Below are 25,567 nucleotides of genomic sequence, written 5' to 3'. Positions count from 1 at the left end.
AGGTACATATTTAGGATGAAATTAGAATTCTTTTAGAAAAAATGATATGATAGAATTTATGGATAAAAATAAGATTATGGGATTAACCCAAAGAGAAGTCAAGGAAAGACAGGCTAAGGGTTTGGTCAATGATTTTACCGCATCGGCCAGTACCAGCACTTGGCAAATCATCAAACGAAATGTCTTTACCCTTTTTAACGCTTTGAACTTTGCCATTGCTTTGGCCCTAGCCTTTGTGCAGGCTTGGAGCAATTTGGTCTTCTTTGCTGTTATCTGCTTTAACGCTTTTTCTGGAATTGTGACCGAGCTACGGGCCAAACACATGGTGGACAAGCTCAATCTTATGACCAAGGAAAAAGTCAAGACTATTCGGGATGGCCAAGAAGTGGCTCTGAATCCTGAAGAATTGGTGCTAGGAGATGTCATTCGTCTGTCTGCTGGAGAGCAGATTCCCAGTGATGCCTTGGTTTTGGAAGGCTTTTCGGAAGTCAATGAAGCCATGTTAACGGGGGAAAGTGATTTGGTGCAAAAGGAAGTTGACGCCTTGCTTCTGTCAGGAAGTTTCCTAGCCAGTGGGTCAGTTTTAGCTCAAGTTCACCATGTTGGATCTGATAACTATGCTGCCAAACTCATGCTGGAAGCCAAGACCGTTAAACCAATCAACTCTCGTATCATGAAATCGCTGGACAAGCTAGCTGGTTTTACTGGGAAAATTATCATTCCTTTTGGTCTAGCTCTCTTGCTAGAAGCCTTGCTTTTAAAAGGCTTGCCTCTTAAGTCGTCCGTTGTAAATTCGTCGACAGCCCTGCTGGGAATGTTGCCTAAGGGAATTGCCCTTTTGACAATTACTTCGCTCTTGACAGCGGTGATTAAGCTGGGTCTGAAAAAGGTCTTGGTGCAGGAGATGTACTCTGTTGAGACCTTGGCGCGCGTGGATATGCTCTGTTTGGACAAGACGGGTACCATCACCCAAGGAAAGATGCAGGTGGAGGCTGTTCTTCCTTTGACCGAAGAGTATGGAGAGTCAGCGCTTGCCAGCATCCTGACAAGCTATATGGCCCATAGTGAGGATAAGAATCCAACAGCTCAAGCTATTCGAAAGCGTTTTGTGGGAGAAGTTACTTATCCTATGCTCTCTAATCTTCCTTTCTCAAGCGACCGCAAGTGGGGAGCCATGGAGTTAGAAGGTCTGGGGACAGTTTTCTTAGGGGCGCCTGAGATGTTGCTGGATTCTGAGGTCCCAGAAGCCAGAGAGGCCTTGGAGAGAGGTTCACGTGTCTTGATCTTAGCTCTCAGTCAAGAAAAACTTGACCATCACAAACCACAGAAACCATCGGATATTCAGGCTCTAGCCTTGCTGGAAATCTTGGACCCGATTCGAGAGGGAGCAGCAGAGACGCTGGACTATCTCCGTTCTCAGGAAGTGGGTCTCAAGATTATCTCTGGTGACAATCCAGTTACGGTGTCCAGCATTGCCCAGAAGGCTGGTTTTGCGGACTATCACAGCTATGTCGATTGCTCAAAAATCACGGATGAGGAATTGGTTGCTATGGCTGAGGAGACAGCTATTTTCGGACGTGTTTCCCCTCATCAAAAGAAACTCATCATCCAAACGCTGAAAAAAGCGGGTCATACAACAGCTATGACAGGGGACGGGGTTAATGATATCTTGGCCCTTCGTGAGGCGGATTGTTCCATCGTAATGGCGGAGGGAGACCCGGCGACTCGTCAGATTGCTAATCTGGTTCTCTTGAACTCTGACTTCAATGATGTTCCTGAGATTCTCTTTGAAGGTCGTCGCGTGGTCAATAACATTGCCCACATCGCCCCGATTTTCTTGATAAAGACCATCTATTCTTTCTTGCTCGCAGTTATCTGTATCGCCAGTGCTTTACTAGGTCGGTCTGAGTGGATCTTGATTTTCCCCTTCATTCCAATCCAGATTACCATGATTGACCAGTTCGTGGAAGGTTTCCCACCATTCGTTCTGACTTTTGAGAGAAATATCAAACCTGTTGAGTCAAACTTCCTCAGAAGATCCATGCTTCGTGCCCTACCAAGCGCACTGATGGTCGTCTTCAGTGTCCTCTTTGTGAAAATATTTGGAAGTAGCCAAGGTTGGTCTGAGTTAGAAATCTCAACTCTCCTCTATTATCTCTTGGGGTCAATTGGTTTCTTATCCGTATTTAGAGCCTGCATGCCATTTACTCTCTGGCGTGTCCTCTTGATTGTTTGGTCAGTAGGAGGCTTCCTAGCCACAGCTCTCTTCCCAAGAATTCAAAAACTGCTTGAAATTTCAATCTTAACAGGACAAACATTACCTGTTTATGGTGTCATGATGTTGGTCTTTACCGTGATTTTCATCCTGACTAGTCGCTATCAAGCCAGAAAATAAAGAAAGGCTGCAATCTGTGGATTGTGGTCTTTTTAGGTGCAAGATAGCTAGCTGAAATGTGGTATAATAAGAGGTAATAGAGTTTTGGAAAGTGAGAGAAGATGATTTCAAAGAGATTAGAATTAGTGGCTTCCTTTGTGCCACAGGGAGCCATTTTACTCGATGTGGGGAGTGACCATGCTTATCTGCCTATCGAGTTGGTGGAGAGAGGACAAATCAAAAGCGCCATTGCAGGTGAGGTGGTGGAAGGTCCCTACCAATCTGCAGTCAAAAATGTTGAAGCGCACGGCCTAAAGGAGAAAATCCAGGTTCGTTTAGCCAATGGTCTGGCAGCATTTGAAGAGACTGACCAAGTGTCGGTCATCACCATTGCAGGTATGGGCGGTCGTTTGATTGCTAGGATTTTAGAAGAAGGTTTGGACAAGTTAGCTAATGTAGAGCGGTTGATCCTCCAGCCCAATAATCGCGAAGACGACTTGCGTATCTGGTTGCAGGACCATGGTTTTGAGATTGTGGCAGAAAGCATTTTAGAAGAAGCTGGCAAGTTTTACGAGATTTTGGTGGTGGAAGCAGGACAAATGAAGCTATCAGCCAGTGATGTTCGCTTTGGTCCCTTCTTATCCAAAGAAGTCAGCCCAGTCTTTGTCCAAAAATGGCAAAAAGAAGCTACTAAGCTAGAGTTTGCCCTTGGACAAATCCCAGAAAAAAATCTGGAGGAACGTCAAGTTCTAGTAGATAAAATTCAAGCCATCAAGGAGGTTCTCCATGCTAGCAAGTGAAGTAATTAATGCATATGAAGCCTTTTGCCCTCAGGAATTTTCAATGGAGGGAGACAGTCGTGGCCTGCAAATTGGCACTTTGGACAAGGAGATCCAAAGTGTCATGGTTGCTCTGGATATTCGTGAAGAAACGGTGGCTGAAGCTATTGAAAAGGGTGTGGATTTGATTATCGTCAAGCACGCGCCGATTTTCCGTCCCATCAAGGATTTGGTAGCTAGTCGTCCGCAAAATCAGATTTACATCGACCTCATCAAGCATGACATCGCAGTTTATGTCAGCCATACCAATATTGACATCGTTGAAAATGGCCTCAATGACTGGTTCTGCCAGATGCTAGGAATCGAGGAGACGACTTATCTACAGGAGACAGGTCCAGAACGTGGAATTGGTCGTATTGGAAATGTTCAGCCTCAGACATTTGGGGAATTGGCCCAGAATGTCAAGCAAGTCTTTGTTCTAGATAGTCTTCGAATGGTGCATTATCAAGAGAATGACTTGCAGAAGCCTATTTCAAGAGTGGCCATCTGTGGTGGAAGCGGTCAGTCTTTCTATAAGGATGCTTTAGCTAAAGGAGCGGATGTCTATATCACTGGTGACATTTACTACCATACTGCTCAGGATATGCTGTCTGATGGCCTGTTGGCATTGGACCCAGGTCACTATATCGAAGTGCTTTTTGTGGAAAAAATTGCAGAGCTTCTTAATCAATGGAAAGGAGAAAATGGCTGGACAATTGATATTGTACCTAGTCAAGCATCGACCAATCCTTTCCACCATATCTAGTTAGAAAGTGAAAATAATGAAAAAAGTTGCCATTATCGGAGCAGGAATTGTGGGAGCAACAGCTGCCTACTACCTCTCTAAAGAAAGTGACCTAGAGGTAACCGTCTTTGACCATGGACAAGGTCAGGCTACCAAGGCCGCAGCAGGAATTATTAGTCCTTGGTTTTCCAAACGCCGCAATAAAGCCTGGTACAAAATGGCGCGTTTGGGGGCTGACTTTTATGTGGATTTATTAGCTGATTTAGAGAAGTCAGGACAAGAAATCGACTTTTACCAGCGTTCGGGAGTTTTTCTCCTGAAAAAGGATGAATCCAAGCTAGAAGAACTCTATCAACTAGCCCTCCAGCGTAGAGAAGAGTCTCCCTTGATAGGGCAATTAGCCATTCTGGACCCAGCATCAGCTAATGAATTATTCCCTGGCTTGCGGGGATTTGACCACCTGCTCTACGCTTCTGGTGGAGCGAGAGTAGATGGCCAACTCCTAGTGACTCGTTTGCTGGAAGCAAGTCAGGTCAAGCTGGTCAAAGAAAAAGTGACTCTGACACCTTTAGCATCAGGATACCAGATTGGTGAAGAGGTGTTTGATCAGGTTATTTTGGCGACGGGAGCTTGGTTGGGGGATATGTTAGAACCCTTGGGTTATGCTGTGGATGTCCGTCCCCAAAAAGGGCAACTACGAGATTATCAGCTTGGCCAAGACATGGAAGCTTACCCTGTTGTCATGCCAGAAGGGGAGTGGGATTTGATTCCTTTTGCAGGTGGGAAATTGTCCCTAGGCGCTACTCATGAAAATGATATGGGATTTGATTTGACAGTAGATGAAACCTTACTCCAACAAATGGAGGAGGCAGCCTTGCCTCACTATCCAGTTTTAGCTAGAGCCACTTCAAGAGCTGAGCGTGTGGGAATCCGTGCCTATACCAGTGATTTTTCACCATTTTTTGGGCAAGTCCCAGGCTTGGCAGGTGTCTATGCGGCTAGTGGACTAGGTTCATCAGGTCTCACAACTGGTCCTATCATTGGCTACCATCTAGCTCAATTGGTTCAAGGAAAGGAATTGACCTTGGACCCTCTAAACTACCCAATTGAAAACTATGTCAAACGAGTAAAAAGTGAATAAGCATTTTACTGAAATTTTAGCCTACCCTCTAGGATGGCAAATGACATTCCCTATCAAAAATGGTAAAATAAAAAAAATAATCCGAGAATCGAGGAAAGAAGATGCAAGAAAAGATTTTGGTAACGGGTGGGGCAGGTTTTATTGGAACTCACACAGTTATTGAGTTAATCCAAGCAGGTCATCAGGTTGTTGTGGTGGATAACCTTGTCAACAGCAATCGTAAAAGTTTAGAAGTTGTTGAGAGAATTACAGGAGTTGAAGTACCTTTCTATGAGGCAGATATTCGAGACACAGATACCCTCAGAGATATTTTCAAGCAAGAAGAACCAACAGGGGTCATTCACTTCGCTGGCTTGAAGGCTGTCGGTGAATCTACCCGTATTCCTCTTGCCTACTATGACAACAATATTGCTGGGACTGTTAGTCTTTTGAAGGTAATGGAAGAAAACAACTGTAAAAACATCATTTTCAGTTCTTCTGCGACAGTTTACGGAGATCCGCACACAGTACCCATCTTGGAAGATTTCCCACTTTCAGTGACCAATCCATACGGCCGTACTAAGCTTATGCTAGAGGAAATTTTGACAGATATCTACAAGGCAGACTCAGAATGGAATGTGGTCTTACTTCGTTACTTTAACCCAATCGGAGCCCATGAGAGTGGTGATTTGGGAGAAAATCCAAACGGTATTCCAAATAATCTTTTGCCATATGTGACTCAAGTAGCCGTTGGAAAATTAGAGCAAGTGCAAGTGTTTGGAGACGATTACGATACGGAAGATGGAACTGGTGTGCGTGACTATATCCACGTAGTTGATTTGGCAAAAGGCCACGTTGCAGCTTTGAAAAAAATCCAAAAAGGTTCAGGTTTAAACGTTTATAACCTTGGAACAGGTAAAGGTTATTCTGTTCTTGAAATTATCCAAAACATGGAAAAAGCAGTGGGACGTCCAATTCCTTACCGCATTGTAGACCGTCGCCCAGGTGATATCGCAGCCTGCTATTCAGATCCTGCAAAAGCAAAAGCAGAACTCGGCTGGGAAGCAGAATTAGGCATCACTCAAATGTGTGAAGACGCCTGGCGTTGGCAAAGCAAGCATCCAAATGGATTTGAAGACTAAGATGGTGATTTCAATCATTGTCCCCTGTTTAAACGAAGAGGAAGTACTTCCTCTTTTTTATCAGGCTTTGGAAGCTTTGATTCCAGACTTAGAAACAGAAATTGAGTATGTCTTTGTCGATGATGGATCGAGCGATGGGACCTTGGAACTCTTAAAGGCCTATCGAGAGCAAAATTCGGCAGTTCGTTATATTTCTTTCTCGCGAAATTTTGGCAAAGAAGCAGCCCTCTATGCAGGCTTGCAATATGCGACAGGAGATTTGGTGGTGGTGATGGATGCAGACCTCCAAGATCCTCCTAGTATGTTGCTAGAGATGAAAGCCTTACTAGACCAGAATGCAGATTTAGACTGTGTAGGAACACGGAGAACTAGTCGGGAGGGAGAACCTTTCTTTCGCAGTTTCTGTGCTGATCTCTTTTACCGCCTCATGCAAAAAATTAGCCCAGTAGCCTTTCCCTCAGGTGTCCGTGATTTTCGCATGATGAGAAGGCCTGTAGTCGATGCTATTTTAGCTTTGACCGAGTCCAATCGTTTTTCAAAGGGGCTTTTTGCCTGGATCGGCTTTAAAACCCACTATCTGGACTATCCAAATGTCGAAAGGCAGGCTGGTAAGACCAGTTGGAGTTTTAGGCAACTCTTTTTTTACTCCATGGAAGGGATTGTTAATTTTTCCGATTTTCCCTTGATTATAGCCTTTGTAGCTGGCCTCCTATCTTGTTTTATTTCTCTGCTTATGACCTTTTTTGTCGTGGTTCGAACCCTCATTTTGGGCAATCCGACATCAGGTTGGACCTCTCTGATGGCTGTTATTCTCTTTCTTGGAGGCATTCAACTCTTGACCATTGGGATTCTCGGCAAGTATATCAGTAAGATCTATCTAGAGACTAAAAAAAGACCACTTTATCTTATTAGAGAAAAAAGTGATCTTCCTATTTTAACCGAAAAAAATAGAGAGAAAAGACTATAATTTTACATGGAAATATGCTAAACTAGAAGGAGTGGATTACCGCCATTGATTTAGGATTCCTGGTTTCCAATCAGGGCGCGAGTTGGGCAATTTTTAACAGCCTCTAGGACGTCCTGGCTAGGAGAAATTTCTTTTTCCAGTTGATCAGGATCATCGTAAAAACGCACGATTCCATTATCGTGGTAATCAAATAAATCAGAATAAGTTTGGCACAGCCCACAGGCGATGCATCGTTCGGGTATAAGTGTGATTTTCATGTTCATATTTATATTGTAATAAGAAAGTAGAAAAAAAACAAGGAGTAAGGTATGGCAAAAGAACCGTGGCAAGAAGATATTTATGATCAAGAAGAAACAAGAACAGAACGAAGTAAGAGAAAACAGGGTGGTGGAGTTATAGCGAATCGTATCTTGACTATTTTAGCTAGTATTTTCTTTGTAATTGTGGTGGTGATGATTATTGTTCTGATCTATCTGTCATCGGGTGGGAGTAATCGTACAGCAGCTTTGAAGGATTTTCACGATTCTGATGCAAATGTAGAGCAAGTATCTTCTTCTAGTGTAACTCAAAATGAATCATCTAGTTCAGAAGAAAAGCCAGAAGAGAAGTCTAGTAGCTCAGAACATCCAACTGATCCAGAAGGAACAACAAAAGTGTTAGCAGGAGAAGGGGAAGCAGCCATTGCAGCTCGTGCAGGTATCTCGATTGCTCAGTTGGAAGCCTTAAATCCTAGTCATATGGCTACAGGCTCTTGGTTTGCTAATCCAGGTGATGTTATAAAAATAAAATAGGAGCCGATATGAAAACAATTCAAATTGCTATTGACGGTCCTGCTTCAAGTGGTAAGAGTACGGTCGCAAAGATTATTGCCAAGGATTTTGGATACACCTATCTAGATACAGGTGCTATGTATCGTGCAGCGACCTACATGGCTCTCAGGAACCAATTAGGAGTTGAACAAGTTGAAGAACTCTTAGACTTATTGGACCAGCATCCAATCAGCTTTGGACGTTCAGAAACTGGAGAACAGCTTGTCTTTGTAGGGGATGTGGATATTACCCATCCTATCCGTGAAAATGAAGTGACCAATCATGTTTCAGCTATTGCGGCAATTCCTGAAATTCGTGAGAAACTAGTTTCTCTCCAACAAGAAATTGCCCAGCAAGGCGGGATTGTCATGGATGGTCGCGATATTGGAACGGTTGTATTGCCACAAGCAGAACTGAAAATTTTTCTAGTAGCCTCTGTTGATGAAAGAGCAGAGCGTCGTTACAAGGAAAATATTGCCAAGGGAATTGAGACAGACCTTGAAACCTTAAAAGAGGAAATTGCTGCGCGTGACTACAAGGATAGTCATCGTGAGACTTCGCCTCTCAAACAAGCAGAGGATGCTGTCTACCTTGATACAACCGGCTTGAACATTCAAGAAGTAGTTGAAAAAATCAAAGTAGAAGCTGAAAAAAGAATGTAAATGTAGAAAAGCCGATAAATTGATATCGGTTTTTTCTAAATTTGTCAAAATGCTGATTTTAGGGTATAATAGTTGCTGTTCGAGAAATTTTGATTTTCAAAGAATACTGAATGATGATAAGGAGAAACCATGAACAACCTACCAAATTGCCCAAAATGTAACTCAGAGTATGTCTACGAAGACGGTGACCTGCTGGTTTGCCCAGAGTGTGCTCATGAGTGGAATCCTGCTGAAGTTGCAGATGTAGAAGAGGGTATTGTTGCGATCGATGCCAACGGGAATAAATTGGCTGACGGTGATACTGTAACCCTCATCAAGGACTTGAAAGTAAAAGGTGCGCCAAAAGATTTGAAACAAGGGACGCGCGTAAAAAATATCCGCATCGTAGAAGGTGACCACAATATCGACTGTAAAATTGATGGCTTCGGTGCTATGAAACTCAAATCAGAGTTTGTGAAGAAAATTTAAGCATGTCAAAGCACTACAAACTTGTATTTTATAGCCGTATCTTCTTGTTTCTAGCGGCTTTCACGGGAGTTTATCTTGAAATCGCCAAGCATGGTGGATTTGGGATGCTTCTCTATTATACGGTTCTGTCAAATCTTTTAGTAGCGATTTTTACGCTCTATCTTCTAAAGGTTATGAGCCGTTTAGGTGAAAACTGGCAAAGGCCAAGTCTCTTGCGCTTAAAAGGTGGGGTCACCATGAGTATCATGATTACCTGTGTGATTTACCATTTCCTCTTAGCGCCCATTGCGACTAATTTCTATACTCTAGAAAATTTCCTTTGCCACTATATCGTTCCCCTTTGGTTTTTAGCGGATACCCTCTTTTTTGACAAACAGGGTCAATACAAAATCTGGGATCCAGTTGTGTGGACGATTTTACCCTTGCTGTATATGATTTTTGCTCTTTTTAATGGCTTGGTACTGAAATTAGACATTCCTAATTCTAAGGTCAGTCCTTTCCCTTACTTCTTTTTGAATGTGAACAAGGGTTGGGATGTTGTGTTTAAGTGGTGTCTGATTATCTTTGTTGCCTATATGGTTGCAGGATTTATCTTCTACTTTATTAAGCAAATCAAGAGAAAGTCATCCTAATACTCTTCGAAAATCTCTTCAAACTACGTTAGTTTCGCCTTGCAGTACTCAAGTATAGCCTACGGCTAGCTTCCTAGTTTGCTCTTTGATTTTCATTGAGTATAAGATACAAGGGATTCATTTTCGAGTTTAAGAAGGAGTCTACAAACCAATGGGACTTCTTCTTTTCTTGCTTTATAATTCTCAAAAGAGTAGAAGATTAAGAGAAAATATAGAAAGAGATTTCATGAAACAATTTTTAGAACGGGCCAGTATTTTGGCTCTCTCCCTCGTTTTGATTACGTCCTTTTCGATTTCAAGTGCCCTACCAGCCATGTTTGACTATTATCAAGGCTATCCTAAGGAACAAATTGAGCTCTTGGCGAGCTTGCCTTCCTTTGGAATCATGATTATGTTATTACTAAATGGTTTCTTAGAAAAAATCTTTCCTGAGCGCTTACAGATTAGTTTGGGATTGCTGATTTTATCACTGAGTGGGACGGCTCCCTTCTGGTATCAAGCCTACCCCTTTGTCTTTGGAACACGGATTCTTTTTGGTTTGGGTGTTGGGATGATCAATGCCAAGGCCATTTCCATTATCAGTGAACGTTATCAAGGAAAAACGCGAATTCAGATGCTAGGGCTACGCGGTTCCGCAGAAGTCGTTGGAGCTTCTCTCATTACCTTGGCAGTTGGCCAGTTGTTGTCCTTCGGTTGGACAGCTACCTTCCTAGCCTATAGTGCGGGATTTTTGGTGCTGACCCTTTATCTGCTCTTTGTCCCTTATGGAAAAGAAAAGAAAGAAGTCAAGAAAAAAGAGAAAGAAGCAAGTCGCTTAACTCGGGAAATGAAAGGTTTGATTTTTATCCTAGCTATCGAAGCGGCGGTTGTAGTTTGTACCAATACGGCCATTACCATCCGTATTCCAAGTTTGATGGTGGAAAGAGGACTTGGAGATGCCCAGTTATCTAGTTTTGTCCTTAGTGTCATGCAGTTGATCGGGATTGTGGCTGGTGTGAGTTTTTCTTTCTTGATTTCTATTTTTAAAGAGAAACTGCTCCTCTGGTCCGGTATTACCTTCGGCTTAGGGCAAATTGTGATTGCTTTGTCTCCATCCTTGTGGGTGGTAGTGGCAGGAAGCATTCTTGCTGGTTTTGCCTACAGTGTAGCCTTGACGACAGTCTTTCAACTTGTCTCTGAAAGAATTCCAGCTAGACTCCTCAATCAAGCAACCTCATTTGCTGTATTAGGTTGTAGTTTCGGAGCCTTTACGACCCCATTTGTTCTAGGTGCAATTGGCTTGCTAACACAAAATGGGATGTTGGTCTTTGCTATCTTAGGATCTTGGTTGATTGTAACCTCTATCTTTGTCATGTACCTACTTCAAAAGAGAGCTTAGGATTGGTTTCCTAAGTTTTTCTTTGGAGTTTTTGTACCCAGACAGTATTTATTTTAGGACCTTGTCTACAGACTAATTTCTTGATAAAATGGAAGTTATGACAAGATATAAAGCAACTATTTCCTATGACGGTTACGCCTTTGCTGGTTTTCAGCGCCAGCTTCATGCGCGTAGTGTTCAGGAAGAAATTGAAAAAACCTTGACGAGACTCAATAAAGGGAAAGCCATCACTGTTCACGGTGCTGGTAGGACTGATAGTGGGGTTCATGCTTTGGGACAGGTGATTCATTTTGACTTTCCCTATCAAATGGATGAGGAAAAACTTCGCTTTGCCTTGGACACCCAGTCCTCTGAAGATATTGATGTGATTTCGATTGAGCTGGTGGCGGATGATTTTCATTGTCGTTATGCCAAGCACAGCAAGACCTATGAGTTTATCGTGGATAGGGGCCGTCCCAAGAATCCTATGCGCCGTCACTATGCTACTCACTTTCCCTATCCACTCGATGTGGAACGCATGCAGATTGCAATCAAAAAGCTAGAAGGAACCCACGATTTTACAGGCTTTACAGCATCTGGAACCAGTGTGGAGGATAAGGTTCGCACCATCACAGAAGCTAGTCTCAGGGTTGATGAGACAGGACAATTTTTGACCTTTACCTTTTCAGGAAATGGCTTCTTGTATAAGCAGATTCGCAATATGGTGGGGACACTGCTCAAAATCGGAAACAACCGTATGCCAGTAGAGCAGATTGACCTCATCTTGGAGAAAAAGGACAGGCAACTTGCAGGTCCCACTGCAGCACCAAATGGTTTGTATTTAAAGGAGATTCGTTATGAAGAATAATCGTATTTTAGCACTTTCTGGGAATGATATTTTTAGTGGTGGTGGATTGTCCGCTGATTTGGCTACTTATACATTGAACGGTTTGCATGGTTTTGTAGCTGTGACTTGCTTGACAGCTTTAACAGAAAAGGGCTTTGAAGTCTTTCCAACTGACGATACCATTTTTCAACATGAATTAGATAGCTTGCGTGATGTGGAATTTGCAGGGATTAAGATTGGTCTTCTACCAACTGTCAGTGTAGCTGAGAAGGCATTGGACTTTATCAAGCAGCGCCCAGGAGTGCCTGTGGTATTGGATCCTGTCTTGGTCTGCAAAGAAACGCACGATGTAGCTGTCAGTGAACTTTGTCAAGAACTGATTCGCTTTTTCCCTCATGTCAGCGTGATTACGCCTAACCTTCCAGAAGCAGAATTATTAGCTGGTCAGGAAATTAAAACCTTGGAAGATATGAAAACTGCAGCACAGAAATTGCATGACTTAGGAGCGCCAGCAGTCATTATCAAGGGAGGCAATCGCCTTAGTCAGGACAAGGCTGTGGATGTCTTTTATGACGGACAAAACTTTACAGTCCTAGAAAATCCTGTCATTCAAGGGCAAAATGCTGGCGCAGGTTGTACCTTTGCCTCAAGCATTGCCAGTCACCTACTCAAAGGTGATGAACTTTTACCAGCAGTAGAAAGCTCTAAAGCTTTCGTTTACCGTGCTATTGCACAAGCAGACCAGTATGGAGTGAGACAATATGAAGCAAACCAAAACAACTAAAATTGCCCTTGTATCCCTATTAACCGCCCTTTCTGTGGTTCTAGGCTATTTCTTAAAAATTCCAACACCAACAGGTATTCTAACTCTTTTAGATGCGGGTGTTTTCTTTGCGGCCTTTTACTTTGGTAGTCGTGAAGGAGCTGTAGTCGGAGGACTAGCAGGTTTCTTGATTGACCTCTTATCAGGCTACCCTCAGTGGATGTTCTTTAGCTTTGTCAACCATGGCTTGCAGGGATTTTTCGCAGGATTTAAAGGAAAAACTCAGTGGTTAGGCCTTATCTTAGCAACGATTGCCATGGTAGGGGGTTACGCCTTGGGTTCTACATTGATGAATGGCTGGGCTGCAGCCCTACCCGAAATCCTACCAAATTTCATGCAAAATATGGTAGGGATGATTGTAGGATTTATTCTTAGTCAAAGTATTAAGAAGATTAAGTAAAGAGGCTGATTCAAAAGTCTTAAAAATCAGAAAAACGCATAGTATCAGGTGTTGAAAACTTGATATTATGCGTTTTATTGTGGGAAGATTTTATACTCTTCGAAAATTTCTTCAAACCGCGTCAACGTCGCCTTGCCGTATATATGTGACTGACTTCGTCAGTCTTATCTACAACCTCAAAACATTGTTTTGAGCTGACTTCATCAGTCTTATCTACAACCTCAAAACATTGTTTTGAGCAACCTGAGGCTAGTTTCCTAGTTTGCTCTTTGATTTTCATTGAGTATTAGATGAATATTAATCAAAATAAAGCAAGTCTTTGCTGGTGCTTGTAAAGAGGTCAAAGCCTTCCTTGGTAACAACACCGCAGTCTTCGATACGGACACCGACTTTACCAGGGATATAGATACCTGGTTCAACAGAGAAGCACATGCCTTCTTCGATGATCATGTCGTTTCCTTCCATGATAGATGGGAATTCGTGGACATCCATACCGATACCGTGACCGAGACGGTGGTTGAAGTACTCGCCGTAACCAGCTTTTTCGATGACCTCACGGGCAGCACGGTCCACTTCATGGGCAGTCACACCTGGTTTGATAAAGTCAAGAGCAGCTTGTTGGGCTTCAAGAGTCAAGTTATAAATGTCTTTCTTGAATTGGTCAGGTTTGCCAACTGCGACTGTACGAGTCATGTCTGACGCATAGCCGTTGACGAGAACACCAAGGTCAAAGAGGAGAAGGGCGTTATTTTCAACTTTGTTTGCTGCTGGAATACCGTGTGGATTTGCAGCGTTATCGCCAGTCAAGACCATAGTATCAAAACTCATTTCATAACCTTCACGCTTCATAGCAAAGTCAATTTGAGCGATGATATCTGTCTCTGTCTTATCAAGAGAAATATTATCAAAACCAACCTTAACAGCCTTGTCCGCATAGAGACCTGCAACCATCATTTTTTGTACTTCATCAGCTGATTTGATGAGGCGCATGCGTTGGATACGAGGAGTGAGGTTGTCAAACTCAGCAGTTTCAAAAACTGTTTTCAAGCCATGGTACTTGGTCAAGATAAGATTGTCAAACTCAACAGCGACACGTTTGAAGTCAAGTTGTGGAAGAGCATGTTTCATTTTTTGCCATGGATTTTCAGAGTCCACATAGCCCACAACTGGGAAGGAAACAGTGCTGCTTGCACGCTCAACCTCAAGGGCAGGGACAAATAGGAGGGGTTCCAGATCTGCTAGGACAAAAAGGAACATTTGGCGTTCATGGGGATCACTGTAAAAGCCAGTGAGGTAATTGATTGTGACGGGGTCAGATACGACAGCGACGTCTAGTTTTTCTGATTCAAGATATGTTACGATTTGTTGTAATTTAGACATATGCTACCTTCTTTCTACTCCTCTATTTTGGCAAAAAAAGATAGAAAATGCAAGAGAGAAGGGTAAAAGAAAAGACAAAAAGAACTCCGACAAGATAATGGAATTCTTTGATATGGTTTTCCTTGTTTTAAGAAAAGTCTGCCTTGCTTTTGACGTCACTGTATTCTTCAGCGATTTCTTGGCTGAGAATGTCCTCATAAGCAGGGAGTTGAATGTCCTGACCATATTTCTTTTTGAGGGCAGTAGTGACTAGGCGATAAGCTAGATTGGCATTACGAGAGAGGATAGGCCCGTGGAAGTAAGAACCAAAGACATTCTTATAATGAACCCCTTCACCGACTTTTTCTTCGTTATTTCCATTTCCATAGACAACCTGTCCCAGTGGTTTTTGGTCATCAGAGAGGAAGGTACGGCCCTGGTGATTTTCAAATCCATAGTAGGTTTCATTGAAATCTTCATTGTGAATCTTGATGTCCCCGATAAAGCGGTTATTGGTCTGGTTGAGGGTGTAGTGCCCCATAACCCCTAATCCTTCGATGCGTTTTCCTGAAGCTTCAACATAATATTGCCCCAATAGTTGGAAACCACCGCAGATAGCGAGAACCACACCGTCGTTTTGGATGTAGTTGTCAATGCTCTCTTTTTTAGCAGGTAAGTCGTCTGCAATGATACTTTGTTCAAAGTCTTGGCCGCCACCGAAAAAGGCGATATCATAGTGGTTTTCATCAAAATTATCATGAAGTGAAACGATGTCAACGGTCACATGGGCTCCCAGTTTTTCAGCAACATACTTGAGCATGAGAATATTTCCATTGTCCCCGTAGGTATTCATGAGATTTCCGTAGAGGTGGGCAATGTTTAGCTGATAGGGGTAATTGCCAGCTTTTGAGGAAAGTGAAGTATAAACCATTAGTTCATCTCCTTTCTAACAATCTGACGACTAGCCAGCAGTTCGCGGAATTCCAGCATAGCAGTATAGGTAGCTAGGATATAGGCATGTTTGCAGTCTTGGTTCTCAATGGTCTTGAGAACTTGTTCCAGATTGCTTGTTTCAGTGATTTTTTCAGCTGGATAGCCTGTTACTCGTAGACGACGAGCAATTTCAGAATGGCGAACACCGCCAGCGTTGATTTCAGGGATGTCCATCTCAGTGATTTGTTCAAAATCAGCATCCCAGATCCAGCTTGTATCAATTCCATCTGCATAGTTAGCGTTAAGGAGGACAGATAGGCTAAATGGATAAGGAGCTAGTTTAATCATCTCGATAGCTTGGGTCGCACCGACTGGATTTTTAATCAAGACAAGGGTACATTCTTTGTCACCGATATGGAAGGTTTCTTGTCGTCCAAAGACAGCACGACTCTTGTCAAATCCTTGTTTAATCAGTTGAGAATCAGCGCCTAGGTAACGGGCGATAGCAACTGCAGCAAGGGCGTTGTAGATATTGTAGAGACCACCGATTTGAATACCGTATTCTTGTCCGTCAATGACAAAGCGAGAGCGATTGTTGGTTAACTCAACCAAGTCTGTCAAGCGATAGTCGAGATCAGGACGTTTACATCCGCAGTCTTCACAGATATAGGCACCCAAGTTTGCATAGGTATTATGCTCATATTTGAGGATTCCTTGGCAGTCAGGACAGAGAATCCCTTCGGTATTATAGTGAGCCAGTTGGGCTGGACCTTTCTCCAAGTCAAAACCAAAATACTGTACAGGATTTGGAATAGCAGGCTTGTAGAAAAGAGGACTGTCACCATTTAGGAGAATAGTAGCCGTAGGTACCTTACGAATAGCATCCAAAATCATCTTGTAAGTTGTGTAAATCTCACCATAGCGGTCCATCTGGTCACGGAAGATATTGGTGATAACAAATAAGCTTGGTTGGATATAGTCACAGATACGAGATAGACTGGCTTCGTCGATTTCTAGAACGGCAATATTTTTACCAGTTTTAGAAGATTTGGCTGTTAGGAAGGTTGTCGCAATTCCTGTGATCATGTTTGCACCGCTTGGGTTGGTCAGAACTTGACCATAAACCTCTTTTAAAATGCCGACAGTCAGGGCAGTTGTCAAGGTTTTTCCGTTGGTTCCAGTGATCACGACAATCTCGTAGTTCTTAGCTAGGTTTTGTAAAATATCTTTATCAAATTGAAGGGCAAGTTTTCCTGGTAGCGTACTTCCACGGCCAAGACGGCTTAAAACGAAGTGGGAAGAACGCCCAGCTAGGAGGCCCAAAGTAGTTTTTAATTTCATGTTTCTATTATATCATAAAAGAGGGAAAAGACAGATTTGATACTCAATGAAAATCAAAGAGCAAACTAGGAAACTAGCCGCAGGCTGTACTTGAGTACGGCAAGGTGAAGCTGACGTAGTTTGAATTTGATTTTCGAAGAGTATGAGATTTCGCAGAAATGAAAACAGCCCTCAGAGGGCTGTTCGATACGATTAAATCTCAACTTAAATCGCAAACAAGTCATTCAAGTTCTCAGCCAAGGTTGGGTGAGTGAAGATTTGTTTTGTGAAGTAAGTGTAAGGAATCTTGTTGTCCATAGCAACAGTGATGATGTTGATGATTTCTTGAGAACCTTCTGAGAAGATGCTCGCTCCAAGAATTTCTTTTGTTTCAGTATTAACAACCGCTTTGAAGGCTCCGCGAAGGTCTCCATTTACGTGACCGCGAGGCATTGCTGCAACAGGGATTTCCTTCACTGCGTATGGAAGTTTCAAATCAGCTGCTTGGCTTTCAGTCAAACCAACTTGTGAAAGTGCAGGTGTGATGAACATAGTATTTGGTACATTGAGACGGTCTTCAAGTGTGTAGCTGCCATCTCCAGCAAGGTAGCTGTAAACAACACGGAAGTCATCAAGTGAAATGTAAGTAAATTGAAGGCCACCGTTGACATCTCCAACTGCAAAGACACCAGGAACGTTTGTTTGACAATGTTTGTCTACTTTAATAGCACCACGTTCAGTTAGTTCAATATCTGTATTTTCAAGTTGAAGTGGTTCTACATTTGGTTTGCGTCCAGTTGAGTAGAGAAGGGCGTCGAAACGGTAAGTTTCGTTTTCAGTTACGAGGAGCACTTGGTCACCATCGTTTTTGATTTCAGTAGTGCGGATATTTTGAAGCAATTCAATACCGTCTTCTTCCATGTATTGCTTAGCAAGAGCTGCGATGGAAGGTTCTGCACGAGGTAGGAAAGTATCCAAGGCATCTAGAACTGTAACCTTGCTTCCAAGTTTGTTGTAAAGACCAGCAAATTCAAGACCGATATTTCCGCCACCAAGGATTCCAAGTTTTTCAGGCAATTTGTCCAAGTTTTGAATACCTGTTGAGTCAAAGACGTTTTTGCTTGTAGCAAGTCCAGGGATTGGCAAGACGTTTGAAACAGCACCAGTGTTGATGACGATTGTTTCAGCGGTCAGTTCTTTCTTTTCATCACCAGCTTGGATTTCGATGACTTTATTTGAAAGGAAGTGAGCTTCCGCATCAAAGATATCCACGCCTGTACCAGCAACAGTCGCATAGTTTTTACCGTTGAGGCGACCAGTGATAGTATTTTTGGTAGCAATCACTTCTTCAAAAGACAAGTCTTTCTCAGCAGCAACTAGCAAAGTTTTAGTTGGGATACAACCAATGTTGATACAAGTTCCACCGTACATAGCTTTACTACGTTCAACGAGGGCAACTTTTTTGCCAGCTGAAGCCAATTTACCTGCTAGTGTTTTACCAGCTTTACCAAATCCGATAACGATTAAATCATAAGTTAACATTTAGAGTTCCTCCTTTTCGACTTTCATTCTAGCACAAGAAAAAAACTTTTGCACAATTCTGCTACGCTTTAAAAAAGTTTATAAAATAGTTGAAATTTCAGCCTCATTTTCTCAAAAAATCGTTTACATGACTTTATTTTCGGATAATGCTATCTTTTAAGTTTGTCTTGTGTTATACTAGATAGGTTGCAAAGAAAACAGTACTTTTCTTTCGTGGAAAAGAAGCAACACAGTATTTCATCCAGAATGAGAATACGTCATGAAAAGAAAAGTATAAAAAGCGCTATAGGGTGGCTTCGCACCACCTTTAGAAAGAAGAACAACGTGAAATTTAATGAATTAAACTTGTCTGCTGATTTGCTAGCAGAGATTGAAAAAGCTGGATTTGTAGAAGCCAGTCCGATCCAAGAACAAACCATTCCTTTGGCCCTTGAAGGCAAGGATGTTATCGGTCAAGCACAGACTGGTACAGGGAAAACTGCAGCCTTTGGCTTACCAACCCTTGAAAAAATTCGTACAGAAGAAGCAACTATCCAAGCCTTGGTGATTGCTCCAACTCGTGAACTCGCTGTCCAAAGTCAAGAGGAATTGTTCCGTTTTGGTCGTAGTAAGGGAGTTAAAGTCCGCTCAGTATACGGTGGATCAAGCATTGAAAAACAAATTAAGGCTCTTAAATCTGGTGCCCATATCGTGGTGGGAACACCTGGTCGTCTCTTAGACTTGATCAAACGCAAGGCCTTGAAATTACAAGATATTGAAACTCTTATCCTTGACGAAGCAGATGAAATGCTCAACATGGGCTTCCTTGAAGATATCGAAGCGATCATCTCCCGTGTCCCTGAAAGCCGTCAAACTTTGCTTTTCTCAGCAACTATGCCAGATGCTATCAAACGTATCGGTGTTCAGTTTATGAAAGAACCTGAGCATGTCAAGATTGCTGCCAAGGAATTGACGACAGAATTGGTTGACCAATACTATCTCCGTGTCAAAGAGCAAGAAAAATTTGATACTATGACTCGTCTTATGGATGTGGAACAACCAGAACTTGCTATTGTATTTGGTCGTACCAAACGCCGTGTGGATGAATTGACTCGTGGACTTAAAATCCGTGGCTTCCGTGCAGAAGGAATTCATGGCGACCTAGACCAAAACAAACGTCTGCGTGTCCTTCGTGATTTTAAAAACGGTAATCTGGATGTTCTAGTTGCGACGGACGTTGCAGCGCGTGGGTTGGATATTTCAGGTGTGACCCATGTCTACAACTACGATATTCCACAAGATCCTGAAAGTTATGTTCACCGTATCGGGCGTACAGGTCGTGCTGGTAAATCAGGTCAGTCTATTACCTTCGTTTCACCTAATGAAATGGGTTACCTCCAAATCATCGAGAATTTGACAAAGAAACGCATGAAAGGTCTCAAACCTGCAAGTGCAGAAGAAGCCTTCCAAGCTAAAAAGCAAGTAGCTCTTAAGAAAATCGAACGTGATTTTGCTAATGAGGAGATTCGTAGCAACTTTGAGAAGTTTGGCAAGGATGCTCGTCAATTGGCCTCAGAATTCAGCCCTGAAGAATTGGCCATGTATATTCTCAGCTTAACAGTTCAGGATCCAGATAGTCTTCCTGAAGTGGAGATTGCACGTGAAAAACCACTACCGTTTAAACCATCGGGTAATGGCTTCGGTGGTAAAGCTAAGGGAGGTCGTGGAGGCCGTCGTGGGGACGACCGTCGAGACCGTGATCGCCGTGGCAATGGTCGTTTTGATAAAGACAGACGTTACCGTAATAAAGACAATAAAAAACCACGCAATACTTCAAGTGAAAAGCAAACAGGCTTTGTTATTCGTAACAAGGGCGATAAATAAGAAAAAGCGGTTCAAAATGAATCGCTTTTTTATATAAGGAGACCGAATGGAAAAGAAAGATAAATAAAATAGATATATTATCTTCTTGTAATATTATAATACACAAAAATAGGGAACTTGTCAATAGAAAAGAAGCAATTTAATTAAAAATATTCTTGTTTTTTCAAATTGCAATTAAATAAGCAATTTTCAGATAATAATTGAAAATTCAAGCTTTTTATGTTATAATGATAGCGATTAAATTCGAGGTGAAAAATGGCACATTTATTAGAAAAAACAAGAAAAATTACTTCTATCCTGAAGCGCTCGGAGGAGCAGTTGCAGGAAGAACTTCCCTACAATGCGATTACGCGTCAACTGGCAGATATTATTGATTGTAATGCTTGTATCGTAAATAGCAAGGGACGTCTCCTTGGCTATTTTATGCGTTATAAAACCAATACGGATCGTGTAGAGCAGTTCTTCCAAACTAAGATTTTCCCAGATGACTACATTCAAGGTGCGAACATGATTTACGATACAGAAGCAAATCTGACAGTTGATCATGATTTGAGTATTTTCCCTGTAGAGAGTCGTTCGGATTTTCCAGATGGCTTGACAACCATTGCACCGATTCATGTATCAGGGATTCGCCTTGGTTCTTTGATTATTTGGCGCAATGATAAAAAATTCGAAGATGAGGATTTGATCCTTGTTGAGATTGCCAGTACCGTTGTTGGGATTCAACTCCTCAACTTCCAGCGTGAAGAAGATGAGAAAAATATCCGTCGCCGTACTGCTGTCACCATGGCGGTTAACACCCTTTCTTATTCCGAACTTCGTGCTGTTTCAGCGATTTTAGGGGAATTAAATGGAAATGAAGGGCAGTTGACTGCGTCTGTGATTGCAGACCGTATCGGAATCACCCGTTCTGTGATTGTCAATGCTCTTCGTAAACTTGAGTCTGCAGGGATTATTGAAAGTCGCTCACTTGGAATGAAGGGAACCTATCTTAAGGTCTTGATTTCAGATATTTTTGAAGAAGTGAAGAAAAGAGATTACTAATGACTAAAGCTTTGATTTCGATTGATTATACAGAAGATTTTGTTGCCGACAGTGGTAAATTGACAGCAGGTGCTCCAGCTCAAGCTATTTCGGAAGCCATTAGTAAGGTGACTCGGTTAGCTTTTGAACGCGGAGATTACATCTTCTTTACTATCGATGCTCATGAAGAAAACGATTGTTTCCATCCAGAAAGCAAGCTATTTCCTCCTCACAATTTGATTGGGACTAGTGGACGCAATTTATACGGAGATTTGGGTACATTTTATCAAGAGCATGGTTCAGACAGTCGTGTCTTTTGGATGGATAAACGCCATTACTCAGCTTTTTCAGGGACTGACCTGGATATCCGCTTGAGAGAGCGTCGAATTTCTACAGTTATCTTAACAGGGGTTTTGACCGATATCTGTGTCCTACATACAGCTATAGATGCCTATAATCTAGGATATGATATCGAGATTGTTCAACCAGCCGTTGCTTCTATCTGGCCTGAAAATCATCAATTTGCTCTAGGCCATTTCAAAAATACACTTGGAGCTAAGTTAGTAGATGAGAAGCTAAATGAAATTTCAGAGTAATTTAGTTGGTGAAATGAAAAAAATTTGAAAAAAGTGTTGACAAGAGTCCTAAAAGTTGATATACTAGTAAAGTAATCGACGCGGGGATGGCGGAATTGGCAGACGCGCAGGACTAAGGATCCTGTGACCGCTTTAGGTCGTGAGGGTTCAAGTCCCTCTCTCCGCATAGGATAAGAGTTAGCTTAGGCTAGCTCTTTTGTTTTCATCTAATTCAAGTAGAGCAAAAAAATTTTTGCTCTTTTTTTGCATTTCATAAACATTTCATATTTGAATTTTATAATAGTCTTACAAATATGGAGGTGACAAATGAATCCAATCCAAAGAGCTTGGGCTTATGTCAGCAGAAAACGACTGAGAAGTTTTATTTTATTTCTGATTTTATTGGTCCTATTGGCTGGAATTTCAGCCTGTTTGACTCTGATGAAGTCCAATAAAACAGTGGAAACCAATCTTTATAAATCACTCAACACATCTTTTTCGATTAAGAAGATAGAAAATGGTCAGACTTTCAAGCTGTCGGACCTAGTATCTGTAAGCAAGATTAAGGGACTGGAAAATGTCTCTCCTGAACTCGAGACGGTCGCAAAATTAAAAGACAAGGAAGCGGTGAGTGGCGAGCAGAGCGTGGAGCGTGATGATTTATCAGCTGCAGACAAAAACTTGGTTAGTTTAACAGCTCTTGAGGATTCATCTAAGGATGTGATCTTTACCAGCTCGGCTTTCAATCTAAAAGAAGGGCGACACCTTCAAAAAGGGGATTCCAAGAAAATCTTGATCCACGAAGAGTTGGCCAAGAAGAACGGTCTTACGCTTCATGATAAGATTAGCTTGGATGCTGGACAGTCAGAATCTGGCAAAGGACAAACAGTAGAGTTTGAGATTGTCGGCATCTTTTCTGGTAAAAAACAGGAGAAATTCACAGGCTTATCTTCCGACTTCAGTGAAAACCAAGTCTTTACAGACTATGAAAGTAGCCAAATCCTTTTGGAAAATGGTGAACCTCAAGTCAGTTCAGCTCGCTTCTATGTAGAAAATCCTAAGGAAATGGATGGACTTATGAAGCAGGTGGAAAACTTAGTCTTGGAAAGTCAAGGCTACCAAGTCGAGAAGGAAAGCAAGGCTTTTGAACAAATCAAAGACTCAGTTGCTACCTTCCAAACCTTCCTGACCATCTTCCTTTATGGGATGTTGATAGCTGGAGCTGGAGCCTTAATTTTGGTCTTGTCTCTTTGGTTGAGAGAAAGAGTCTATGAAGTGGGAATTTTACTTGCACTTGGAAAAGGCAAGAGCTCGATCTTCCTACAGTTCTGTTTAGAGGTAGTTTTGGTATCTATAGGTGCTTTGCTTCCAGCATTTGTTGCAGGAAACGCCATTACATCTTATCTGCTCCAAACTGTCCTAGCCAGTGGAGATCAGGCAAGCTTACAAGATACACTAGCCAAAGCAAGCAGTTTATCAACCAGCATCTTATCTTTTGCAGAATCCTATGTTTTTCTAGTTCTGCTTAGTTGCTTATCTGTAGCCCTTTGTTTCCTATTCTTATTTAGAAAATCGCCGAAAGAAATTTTATCATCTATTAGTTAAGAAGGAGAAATCATGACTTTATTACAATTACAAGATGTTACCTACCGTTATAAGAACACTGCTGAAGCAGTCCTATATCAGATCAATTATAATTTTGAACCCGGGAAATTTTACAGTATTATTGGTGAGTCAGGAGCAGGAAAATCCACTCTCTTGTCCCTACTGGCTGGTCTAGATAGTCCTGTTGAAGGTTCTATCCTTTTCCAAGGAGAGGACATTCGTAAGAAGGGGTATTCCTACCATCGCATGCACCATATTTCCCTGGTCTTTCAAAATTATAACTTGATAGATTATCTTTCTCCACTGGAAAATATCCGCTTGGTCAACAAAAAGGCAAGCAAGGATACACTGCTTGAGCTTGGTTTAGATGAAAGTCAGATCAAGCGGAATGTTCTCCAGTTATCAGGTGGTCAACAACAACGTGTTGCCATTGCTCGCAGTTTGGTCTCAGAAGCTCCAGTTATTCTAGCAGATGAGCCAACAGGAAATCTAGACCCTAAAACTGCTGGAGATATTGTCGAACTGCTCAAATCACTTGCCCAGAAAACAGGTAAATGTGTCATCGTCGTAACTCACAGCAAAGAAGTGGCACAAGCGTCAGATATTACACTTGAGTTGAAGGATAAGAAACTGACTGAAACTCGCAATACTACGAAATAATATGAGCTTTTTCTGTTAGAACTATAAAATAAAACAAAATCTAGAAAGGGAACCTATGTTACACAACGCATTTGCCTATGTTACAAGGAAGTTTTTCAAATCGATTGTCATCTTCCTGATTATTCTCCTTATGGCGAGCTTGAGTTTGGTCGGCTTGTCGATCAAGGGAGCTACTGCCAAGGCTTCTCAGGAGACCTTTAAAAATATCACCAACAGCTTCTCCATGCAAATCAATCGTCGCGTCAATCAAGGAACGCCACGTGGTGCAGGTAATATCAAGGGTGAAGATATCAAAAAAATCACCGAAAACAAGGCTATTGAGTCTTATGTGAAACGCATCAATGCTATTGGAGATTTGACTGGATATGAACTCATCGAAACGCCAGAAACCAAGAAAAATCTGACACCTGACCGTGCCAAACATTTTGGAAGTAGCTTGATGATTACAGGTGTTAATGACTCCTCTAAAGAAGACAAGTTTGTCTCTGGTTCTTATAAGCTGGTCGAAGGAGAGCACCTAACAAACGACGACAAGGACAAGATCCTCCTGCACAAGGACTTGGCTGCAAAACACGGCTGGAAAGTAGGGGATAAGGTTAAACTAGACTCTAATGTCTACGATGCAGACAATGAAAAAGGGGCCAAGGAAACAGTTGAAGTGACAATCAAGGGACTCTTTGATGGCCACAATAAGTCGGCAGTCACCTACTCACAAGAACTCTACGAAAATACTGCTATCACAGACATCCATACGGCTGCTAAACTTTATGGATACACAGAAGACACGGCCATTTATGGGGACGCAACCTTCTTTGTAACAGCAGACAAGAACTTGGATGATGTCATGAAAGAGTTGAATGGCATCAGTGGTATCAACTGGAAGAGCTATACACTGGTGAAGAGCTCCTCAAACTACCCAGCTCTTGAGCAATCCATCTCTGGTATGTACAAGATGGCCAACCTCCTCTTCTGGGGCAGCTTGAGCTTCTCAGTTCTTCTCCTTGCCCTCTTACTCAGCCTATGGATCAACGCTCGACGCAAGGAAGTGGGAATCCTGCTCTCTATTGGTCTCAAGCAGGCAAGTATCTTGGGTCAATTCATCACCGAATCCATCTTGATTGCCATTCCTGCTCTTGTTTCTGCTTACTTCTTAGCTACTTACACAGCGCGTGCAATCGGAAACACTGTTCTTGCCAATGTTACTTCAGGTGTTGCTAAGCAAGCCAGCAAGGCAGCTCAAGCCTCTAACCTTGGTGGTGGTGCAGAAGTAGATGGCTTTAGCAAGACCTTGTCGAGCCTAGATATTTCTATTCAGACATCAGACTTTATCATCGTCTTTGTCCTAGCCTTGGTTCTAGTGGTTCTCGTTATGGCGCTTGCTTCAAGCAATCTCCTTAGAAAACAACCAAAAGAGCTCTTGCTCGATAGTGAATAAAAAACTTGCTACCTATTCTCCCCTAAATGGGGTATAATATAGGTAGCATTTTTATCTATTTTGCCTTGATAGGAAGAGGTTTTATCAA

General features: G+C 42.2%; 25 protein-coding genes and 1 tRNA gene. 21 read left to right on the top strand and 5 right to left on the bottom strand.

The features are described 5' to 3' along the window. Positions 1 to 58 precede the first annotated feature (58 nt). From ACORHU_RS06970 to ACORHU_RS06945, 6 genes are all read left to right on the top strand, one after another. On the top strand, positions 59 to 2,395 hold the full coding sequence (locus ACORHU_RS06970) for a cation-translocating P-type ATPase (protein ID WP_153196602.1): 2,337 nt from the start codon (positions 59 to 61) through the stop codon (positions 2,393 to 2,395). Positions 2,396 to 2,496: 101 nt separating this feature from the next. Further along, on the top strand, positions 2,497 to 3,174 hold the full coding sequence (locus ACORHU_RS06965) for a tRNA (adenine(22)-N(1))-methyltransferase (protein WP_049535113.1): 678 nt from the start codon (positions 2,497 to 2,499) through the stop codon (positions 3,172 to 3,174). Beyond that, complete coding sequence (locus ACORHU_RS06960; RefSeq protein WP_153196600.1) at positions 3,161 to 3,958, top strand: Nif3-like dinuclear metal center hexameric protein; 798 nt, start codon at positions 3,161 to 3,163, stop codon at positions 3,956 to 3,958. The genes ACORHU_RS06965 and ACORHU_RS06960 overlap by 14 nt, the downstream gene beginning before the upstream one ends. Positions 3,959 to 3,974: 16 nt before the next feature. Further along, positions 3,975 to 5,078, top strand: coding sequence for an NAD(P)/FAD-dependent oxidoreductase (locus tag ACORHU_RS06955; protein WP_153196598.1), 1,104 nt, complete (start codon positions 3,975 to 3,977; stop codon positions 5,076 to 5,078). Positions 5,079 to 5,179: 101 nt separating this feature from the next. Continuing rightward, complete coding sequence (gene galE, locus ACORHU_RS06950) at positions 5,180 to 6,199, top strand: UDP-glucose 4-epimerase GalE (RefSeq protein ID WP_024057477.1); 1,020 nt, start codon at positions 5,180 to 5,182, stop codon at positions 6,197 to 6,199. 1 nt (position 6,200) lies between these two features. Beyond that, positions 6,201 to 7,166 carry a glycosyltransferase family 2 protein gene (locus ACORHU_RS06945; protein WP_434364045.1) on the top strand — a complete coding sequence of 322 codons (966 nt, stop codon included), beginning with the start codon at positions 6,201 to 6,203 and terminating at the stop codon, positions 7,164 to 7,166. A gap of 50 nt (positions 7,167 to 7,216) precedes the next feature. Here ACORHU_RS06945 and ACORHU_RS06940 read toward each other — a convergent pair whose 3' ends face one another. Next, the gene (locus ACORHU_RS06940) at positions 7,217 to 7,423 is read right to left on the bottom strand and encodes a ferredoxin (RefSeq protein WP_171039317.1); all 207 of its coding nucleotides are present in this window, start codon (positions 7,421 to 7,423) and stop codon (positions 7,217 to 7,219) included. 51 nt (positions 7,424 to 7,474) lie between these two features. On the opposite strand from ACORHU_RS06940, the gene ACORHU_RS06935 reads away from it, so the two are divergent. The 8 genes from ACORHU_RS06935 (at position 7,475) to ACORHU_RS06900 (ending at position 13,164) form a co-directional block, all read left to right on the top strand. Further along, positions 7,475 to 7,957 carry an SAG1386/EF1546 family surface-associated protein gene (locus ACORHU_RS06935; protein WP_001040914.1) on the top strand — a complete coding sequence of 161 codons (483 nt, stop codon included), beginning with the start codon at positions 7,475 to 7,477 and terminating at the stop codon, positions 7,955 to 7,957. 8 nt (positions 7,958 to 7,965) lie between these two features. Beyond that, positions 7,966 to 8,637, top strand: coding sequence for a (d)CMP kinase (cmk, locus tag ACORHU_RS06930; protein WP_434364043.1), 672 nt, complete (start codon positions 7,966 to 7,968; stop codon positions 8,635 to 8,637). A gap of 129 nt (positions 8,638 to 8,766) precedes the next feature. Continuing rightward, on the top strand, positions 8,767 to 9,105 hold the full coding sequence (locus tag ACORHU_RS06925; RefSeq protein WP_434364042.1) for a zinc ribbon domain-containing protein YjdM: 339 nt from the start codon (positions 8,767 to 8,769) through the stop codon (positions 9,103 to 9,105). Between the two features lie 2 nt (positions 9,106 to 9,107). Beyond that, positions 9,108 to 9,737, top strand: a complete 630-nt coding sequence (locus ACORHU_RS06920) for a Pr6Pr family membrane protein (protein ID WP_084930454.1) — start codon at positions 9,108 to 9,110, stop codon at positions 9,735 to 9,737. A gap of 226 nt (positions 9,738 to 9,963) precedes the next feature. Beyond that, a complete protein-coding gene (locus tag ACORHU_RS06915) occupies positions 9,964 to 11,115 on the top strand; it encodes an MFS transporter (RefSeq protein ID WP_285306231.1) in 1,152 nt (383 codons plus the stop codon). 97 nt (positions 11,116 to 11,212) lie between these two features. Next, complete coding sequence (truA, locus tag ACORHU_RS06910; protein ID WP_434364040.1) at positions 11,213 to 11,962, top strand: tRNA pseudouridine(38-40) synthase TruA; 750 nt, start codon at positions 11,213 to 11,215, stop codon at positions 11,960 to 11,962. Further along, entirely contained in the window at positions 11,952 to 12,725 is a 774-nt protein-coding gene (locus ACORHU_RS06905) for a bifunctional hydroxymethylpyrimidine kinase/phosphomethylpyrimidine kinase (protein ID WP_434364039.1), read from the top strand. The genes truA and ACORHU_RS06905 overlap by 11 nt, the downstream gene beginning before the upstream one ends. Beyond that, positions 12,703 to 13,164, top strand: a complete 462-nt coding sequence (locus ACORHU_RS06900) for an ECF transporter S component (RefSeq protein WP_434364038.1) — start codon at positions 12,703 to 12,705, stop codon at positions 13,162 to 13,164. Before ACORHU_RS06905 ends, ACORHU_RS06900 begins: the two co-directional genes overlap by 23 nt. Positions 13,165 to 13,461: 297 nt before the next feature. On the opposite strand, the gene ACORHU_RS06895 is transcribed toward ACORHU_RS06900, so the two are convergent. The 4 genes from ACORHU_RS06895 to ACORHU_RS06880 all read right to left on the bottom strand — a co-directional run bounded on the left by ACORHU_RS06895 (position 13,462) and on the right by ACORHU_RS06880 (position 18,318). After that, positions 13,462 to 14,544 carry a M24 family metallopeptidase gene (locus ACORHU_RS06895; protein WP_020900883.1) on the bottom strand — a complete coding sequence of 361 codons (1,083 nt, stop codon included), beginning with the start codon at positions 14,542 to 14,544 and terminating at the stop codon, positions 13,462 to 13,464. Positions 14,545 to 14,671: 127 nt separating this feature from the next. Next, entirely contained in the window at positions 14,672 to 15,454 is a 783-nt protein-coding gene (gene gatD / locus ACORHU_RS06890; RefSeq protein ID WP_000263178.1) for a lipid II isoglutaminyl synthase subunit GatD, read from the bottom strand. Beyond that, positions 15,454 to 16,797 (bottom strand): lipid II isoglutaminyl synthase subunit MurT, encoded by a 1,344-nt coding sequence (murT, locus tag ACORHU_RS06885; RefSeq protein ID WP_414338550.1) that lies wholly within the window; start codon positions 16,795 to 16,797, stop codon positions 15,454 to 15,456. Before murT ends, gatD begins: the two co-directional genes overlap by 1 nt. A gap of 204 nt (positions 16,798 to 17,001) precedes the next feature. After that, positions 17,002 to 18,318, bottom strand: coding sequence for an FAD-containing oxidoreductase (locus tag ACORHU_RS06880; protein WP_000958930.1), 1,317 nt, complete (start codon positions 18,316 to 18,318; stop codon positions 17,002 to 17,004). A 324-nt stretch (positions 18,319 to 18,642) separates the two neighbouring features. Here ACORHU_RS06880 and ACORHU_RS06875 point away from each other — a divergent pair, with 324 nt between their 5' ends. The 7 genes from ACORHU_RS06875 (at position 18,643) to vex3 (ending at position 25,479) form a co-directional block, all read left to right on the top strand. Further along, positions 18,643 to 20,181, top strand: a complete 1,539-nt coding sequence (locus ACORHU_RS06875) for a DEAD/DEAH box helicase (RefSeq protein WP_434364035.1) — start codon at positions 18,643 to 18,645, stop codon at positions 20,179 to 20,181. Positions 20,182 to 20,436: 255 nt separating this feature from the next. Then, a complete protein-coding gene (codY, locus tag ACORHU_RS06870) occupies positions 20,437 to 21,225 on the top strand; it encodes a GTP-sensing pleiotropic transcriptional regulator CodY (RefSeq protein WP_000940740.1) in 789 nt (262 codons plus the stop codon). Further along, positions 21,225 to 21,800, top strand: a complete 576-nt coding sequence (locus ACORHU_RS06865) for a cysteine hydrolase family protein (protein ID WP_061087750.1) — start codon at positions 21,225 to 21,227, stop codon at positions 21,798 to 21,800. The genes codY and ACORHU_RS06865 overlap by 1 nt, the downstream gene beginning before the upstream one ends. A gap of 80 nt (positions 21,801 to 21,880) precedes the next feature. Continuing rightward, positions 21,881 to 21,966: transfer RNA gene (locus ACORHU_RS06860), tRNA-Leu, on the top strand. Between the two features lie 140 nt (positions 21,967 to 22,106). After that, positions 22,107 to 23,384 carry an ABC transporter permease gene (locus ACORHU_RS06855; protein ID WP_434364033.1) on the top strand — a complete coding sequence of 426 codons (1,278 nt, stop codon included), beginning with the start codon at positions 22,107 to 22,109 and terminating at the stop codon, positions 23,382 to 23,384. A gap of 12 nt (positions 23,385 to 23,396) precedes the next feature. Further along, positions 23,397 to 24,044: an ABC transporter ATP-binding subunit Vex2 gene (gene vex2, locus ACORHU_RS06850; RefSeq protein ID WP_000173751.1), complete on the top strand. Its 648-nt coding sequence runs from the start codon at positions 23,397 to 23,399 to the stop codon at positions 24,042 to 24,044. Between the two features lie 55 nt (positions 24,045 to 24,099). Then, positions 24,100 to 25,479: an ABC transporter permease subunit Vex3 gene (vex3, locus tag ACORHU_RS06845; RefSeq protein ID WP_000902998.1), complete on the top strand. Its 1,380-nt coding sequence runs from the start codon at positions 24,100 to 24,102 to the stop codon at positions 25,477 to 25,479. Positions 25,480 to 25,567: the final 88 nt, after the last annotated feature.

This window comes from Streptococcus sp. KHUD_015 (assembly GCF_051106265.1).
Taxonomy (GTDB): domain Bacteria; phylum Bacillota; class Bacilli; order Lactobacillales; family Streptococcaceae; genus Streptococcus.
The sequence above is the reverse complement of the archived record's forward strand: the minus strand, read 5'-3'. Positions and strand labels throughout refer to the sequence as shown.